Source organism: Kribbella sp. NPDC006257, assembly GCF_040613535.1.
GTDB lineage: Bacteria > Actinomycetota > Actinomycetes > Propionibacteriales > Kribbellaceae > Kribbella.
In genome coordinates, this window is the sequence record NZ_JBEXSJ010000068.1 from 8652 (window position 1) to 13789 (window position 5138).

At 68.6% G+C, this 5138-nt stretch carries 6 protein-coding genes; 2 read left to right on the forward strand and 4 right to left on the reverse strand.

Features of this window, described 5'->3' with window-relative positions:
• Window positions 1–300 precede the first annotated feature (300 nt).
• The gene (locus ABZ004_RS40130; protein WP_355687512.1) at window positions 301–1254 is read left to right on the forward strand and encodes a hypothetical protein; all 954 of its coding nucleotides are present in this window, start codon (window positions 301–303) and stop codon (window positions 1252–1254) included.
• A 56-nt stretch (window positions 1255–1310) separates the two neighbouring features.
• Here the strand turns inward: ABZ004_RS40130 and ABZ004_RS40135 are convergent, their stop codons facing one another.
• Window positions 1311–2204, reverse strand: a complete 894-nt coding sequence (locus tag ABZ004_RS40135) for an A/G-specific adenine glycosylase (protein WP_355687514.1) — start codon at window positions 2202–2204, stop codon at window positions 1311–1313.
• 32 nt (window positions 2205–2236) lie between these two features.
• On the opposite strand from ABZ004_RS40135, the gene ABZ004_RS40140 reads away from it, so the two are divergent.
• The gene (locus ABZ004_RS40140; protein ID WP_355687515.1) at window positions 2237–2911 is read left to right on the forward strand and encodes a hypothetical protein; all 675 of its coding nucleotides are present in this window, start codon (window positions 2237–2239) and stop codon (window positions 2909–2911) included.
• 2 nt (window positions 2912–2913) lie between these two features.
• On the opposite strand, the gene ABZ004_RS40145 is transcribed toward ABZ004_RS40140, so the two are convergent.
• The 3 genes from ABZ004_RS40145 to ABZ004_RS40155 form a co-directional block, all read right to left on the reverse strand.
• Entirely contained in the window at window positions 2914–4422 is a 1509-nt protein-coding gene (locus ABZ004_RS40145) for a DHA2 family efflux MFS transporter permease subunit (RefSeq protein WP_355687517.1), read from the reverse strand.
• Entirely contained in the window at window positions 4398–4970 is a 573-nt protein-coding gene (locus ABZ004_RS40150) for a PadR family transcriptional regulator (protein ID WP_355687518.1), read from the reverse strand. The genes ABZ004_RS40145 and ABZ004_RS40150 overlap by 25 nt, the downstream gene beginning before the upstream one ends.
• A partial coding sequence (locus ABZ004_RS40155) for a hypothetical protein (RefSeq protein ID WP_355687519.1) occupies window positions 4958–5138 on the reverse strand: 181 nt, incomplete at its 5' end. The genes ABZ004_RS40155 and ABZ004_RS40150, both read right to left, overlap by 13 nt.

The window sequence follows — 5138 nt, forward strand, 5'->3', positions numbered from 1 at the left end:
CGGGTCATCTCGGCACTCGCCCGCTAGAACGCCGTCGTGGGGCGCGGGCTGGCCTGTAAAGTTCCCCCCGACGCCGCGGCGTGGGTCGCGGCGCTGAACCAGCGCCGCGACGAGATCACCAAGGAGCTCACCCAGCTTTCGGGTGTGATCGAGGCACTCGCTGTACCGGGGTTCCGTCCAGGTGGTGGAATGTCGTCCAGCGAGGGTTCCACGGGGGAATCAGGATGAGGACGTGACAGTCAGATCCTTGTCAGTGACAATGTGTGATCCACCCACCCACCGAAGTGAGCATCAGAAGACATGAGCAGTGAAGCCCCAACTCCGTTCCGCACCGTTCTGCGTGGCTACGAGCCTGCCCAGGTGGACCAGCACGTTCGTGAGCTGACCACCTCGCTGACCGCACTGCAGCAGCAGTCCGAGCAGCTGCAGCGGCACGTACAGGAGCTGCAGAGCCGGACGGACGCCGCCGAATCGGCCGTCATCTCCGCCCAGGAGGAGAGCAAGGACCGGGCCCCGACCTTCACCGAGTTCGGTGAGCGGGTCGCCAAGATCCTGTCGCTCGCCGACGACGAGGCCCGCGATCTGGTCACCCGGGCGCGCACCGACGCGGACGCGATCGTCGCCGACGCCGAGGCGCACGCCAAGAAGGTCCGCAAGGAGGCCGAGCAGTACTCCCTGGACTGGAAGAGCGAGGTCGACGCCGAGGCTGCCCGCATCCTCGAGGAGGCCCGGACCCAGGCCGACGACATGCGCGACGAGGCCGAGCGCGACGCGACTGCCCGTCGCAGCGAGGCCCAGGCGCTGTACGAGCAGGAGCGCGCCAAGTCCGCCCAGGCCGCGGCCGCCTTCGAGACCACCCTGGCCGAGCGCCGCGGCAAGGTCGAGCAGGAGTTCGCCGCCCGGACCGCACTGGCCGAGCAGCAGCTGGCGGCGGTCACCGACCGCGCGGCCCAGGTGCAGCGCGAGGCCGACCGTTCCCGTTCCGAGGCGGAGCGCCTGGCCCAGCAGCAGCTGGCCGACGCGAACCGTCAGGCGCAGGAGATCGTCGCCGCCGCGAAGGACAAGTCCGAGCGGATCCGCGCCGAGTCCGAGCGTGAGCTGGCGGCCGCGACGCAGCGCCGCGACAGCATCAACGCGCAGCTGACCAACGTCCGGCAGATGCTGGCCACGTTGTCCGGCAGCCCGGCGATGCCGCTGGACCTGCTCACCGACGACGCCGACGAGGCGACGGCGAACAGCAGCAAGAAGAACTGAGTACGACGCACTGAAGCCGGCCGGGGTCGCAAGACCTCAGGCCGGCTCGCAGTGTCTTACCCAGGCAGTTGGTAGCGCCGCCGAGGTAGTGGGTCTACCAGGCCGTCTGCGACCAGGCCGTCCAAGGCACGTTCGCGCTGGGCTTGTTCGGGCCAGCAGGCGTCCAGGGTGGCTTTGGGGACCGGGGCGGTGGCGGCGCGGAGTACGGCTAGGAGGCGGCCGCGGGCCTGGCGGTCGGTGCCTTCGTAGGTCTGGCCTTTGCGGGGCGGTCCGTCGTACGGCGGGCTGCCGGCGAGCACCCAAGCGCAGCGCGCGCGGATCGGGCACTCGGCACAGCGCGGTGAGCGGGCGGTGCAGACCAGCGCGCCCAACTCCATCGTCGCGATGGCCCAGCGAGCCGCAGTGGGCTCGTCGTCGGGCAGTGCGGCAACAGCTAGCCGCTGGTCAGCCGCAGTCGGCGAGATCGAGGGCTGCGCAGTACCAGTGAGGGCCCTGGCGAACACCCGCCGTACGTTGGTGTCCACTACCGCGTGCCGCTGTCCATAGGCGAACGAGGCGATCGCGGCGGCCGTATAGGTCCCGACACCCGGCAGCGCGAGCAGTGCAGCGTGGTCATCCGGTACTACGCCGCCGTGCTGCTCCACAATCGCCCTGGCAGCCGCGTGCAGCCGCAGAGCGCGCCGGGGATAGCCCAGGCGGTCCCAGGCCCGCACAGCCTCTCCTGGTGCTTCCGCGGCCAGGTCGGCCGGCTTCGGCCAGCGCTCCATCCACAGCCGGTACGCCGGGAGTACGCGGGCGACCGGTGTCTGCTGCAGCATGAACTCGCTGACCATCACGGCCCATGCCCCGGCATCCGGCTCCCGCCAGGGCAGCGAGCGCGCGTTGCCGGCGTACCAGTCGAGGACGGGTTCGTGCAGGGCTGATGCGGTCGGGAGCGGCGAGTCTGACATGTCGAGCACAATCCTGACCTTAAGGTGCGAGCATGAGCAGCCTGCTCCGACCGGTCGGGCACCTGCCCGCCAGCGTCTACTGGTTCCGGCGGGGGCTCGTCCTCGTCGGCACCGTGATCGTGCTGGTGCTGCTCGTCAACTTGTTCGGCGGCGGCGGTGGCGAGGACCCGAAGAACACGGCCGCCACCGATCCGGGCCAGACCCCGAGCTCAGGTCCGTCCGGTGGTCCCACCACCACTCCGACTCCAACGCCGGGTGGCCGGCCCACCGGGAAGACGACGAAGACCGCTGAGAAGCCGTCGACACCGGAGACGCCGAAGGACGTGAAATGCTCCGGCTCCGATGTCCGGGTCGACCTGATCCCGGCGGCGCGGACGGTGGCCTCCGGAGCCGCGCTCAACTTCGCGATCCAGCTGACCGCGCTCGGCGACGAGTGCAAGGCGGAACTCGATCCGACCGTGCTGTCCCTGACGATTGCCTCCGGCAAGGATCAGATCTGGACCTCGACCCAATGTGAGCAGTCGATTCCGCGCGCCACGCTAGTCGTTGCCAAGGGCAAGGTCACCGGCAGTACGGTGCTGTGGAACGGCCGCCGGTCGGCGCCCGGTTGTCTCCCCGGACAGCTCCAGGCGAAGCCAGGAACCTACGTGGCCAAGGCCGTCTACGACGGGAATGCCTCGGCCACGCAGGCCTTCTTGATCAGCTGACCTCAGGCTTCCGCGACCACCGGTGCGTCGGCCGGGCGTTGCTGCATGAACTTCGGCTTGGTGAACATCAGCGCGGCGACCAACCCGATCACCAGGACGCCGGCCGGCAACAGGATCGCCTGCCCCATCGAGTCGCTGAAACCCTGCGCCAACGCGGCCGGCAACTTGCCGCCACCGGTGCCTTCGCCCGGTGCTCCGCCGGGCATCGCCGGCAAGTTCGCGGCCAGTCGCGACTCCATCAGTACGGCGATGCCCGCGCTGCCGAGGACCGCGCCGATCTGCCGAGTCGTGTTGTAGACGCCCGCACCCGCACCGGCCTGGTGCATCGGCAGGTTCCTGGTCGCGGTCGTGCCGAGGGGTGCCCACATGAAGCCGTTCGCCACCCCGAGCAATGCGAGCGGAAGCAGGATCTTCCAGATCGCGATCCCCGGCTGGAGCTCCTGGCTCAGCCAGAACATCGAGACCGAGCAGCACAGCAGCCCGAAGCCGGCGATGAAGCGCGGTGGTGTCCGGTCGACCAGCCGGCCGACGAACGGCGCCAGCGCGCCGGAGATGACCGCCATCGGGATGAACAGCAGCGCCGACCGGGTCGGGCTGAGGCCGCGGACCTCCTGCGCGTACAGCATCAGCGGGAACGCCATCGCGGTGATCGCGAACCCGACCGTGGTGATCGCGATGTTGGCCAGCGAGAAGTTCCGGTCTTTGAACAGCGAGAGCGGCAGCAGCGGTTCGCCCTTGTTGCGGGCCTGCCAGACCAGGAAGATGCCGATCACCACCAGGCCGGCGATGATCAGCGACCAGACCGACAGCAGGCCCTTGATCTGGCCCCAGTCGTACTTCTGTCCCTCCTGGATGCCGAACACCAGGCAGAACAACCCGATCGAGCTGAGCGCCACCCCGACCAGATCGAACTTGTGGTCGTGGGTCGGCAGGTCCGGCACCAGCCGCATCGCCAGCACGAAACCGATCACGCCGACCGGGGCGTTGATGAAGAAGATCCACTGCCAGCCGAGCGCGTCGACCAGGACGCCACCGAGGATCGGGCCGACCAGCACGGCCACACCGGCGGTCGCGCCCCACAGGCTCATCGCCCGGCCACGCTGGTCCGGCGGGAAGATCCGGGTGATCACGGCCATCGTCTGCGGGGTCATCATCGACGCGCCGAGACCCTGGAAGACCCGGGCGATGATCAGCATCTCGATGGTGCCGGTGAATCCGCACCAGACCGAGGCGAGGGTGAACACGGCCAGCCCGGTCAGGTAGAGCTTCTTCGGGCCGATCTTGTCCCCGAGGCGGCCGGTGATCAGCAGCGGTACGGCGTACGCGAGCAGGTAGGCGCTCGTCACCCAGACCACGGTGCCGACATCGGATTTCAGGTCGGCCAGGATCGCCGGCGTCGCCACCGAGACGATCGTCGAGTCGATCAGGATCATGAAGAAGCCCAGTACCAGGGCCCAGAGCGCGGGCCACGGCCGCACCTCGGGCCTCACTTGTTCTTGCGGTGTGACCATGCCAAGTCCTCGCTCTCGATACGTTCGATCAGGGCCGTCAGCCAGTCGCGCTCGCTGACCAGTTGCGCTCGCTGGAAGTCCGCGACGATCCAGTACTCCTCCGGTACGCCGCGCGCCGTCGCCTCGGCGATGATCGCCTCGACCTCCTCCACCGCGGCCTGGAGTTGCTCGACCCGGCGCCGCAGTCCGGCCACCGCGTCCTCGGCCTCCAGGTTGTGCGCCTCGCTCAGAACCACGGGGAACAGCGGGTACTCGTACTCGTACTTCTCGATGCCGGTCCGGATCCGCGCGTCCAGCGCACTCGTGCCGGCCGGGGTGATCGCGTACGTCGTGCGCTCAGGCCGGTTGCCGGCCCGCTCGGTGCCGGTGACCCGGATGAGTCCGTGGCCGGCCAGCCGCTCGACCGTGTGGTACAGCGAACCGAGCCGGAGCTTGAGCATCCGGTCCTGATGTCTGGCCAGAAGCAGCTGGTACATCTCGTAGGCGTGCATCGGCTGTTCGTTCAGCAACGCCAGCACCGCGATCGCCAGGGGCGTCAGCTCACGCATGCTCCTCCACCTTGATTGATCCACCCCGAATGTTCCACTTGGAGTATTACGCGGGCGGCCGTCATCCGGCAAGTTAAATCTGTGCCACCGACAGAAAAGGCGCGGCGCCGGGCCGCGATCACGCCGCCCCGCCCCACCCAAAAAAATATGATTTTTAAATTAATGACA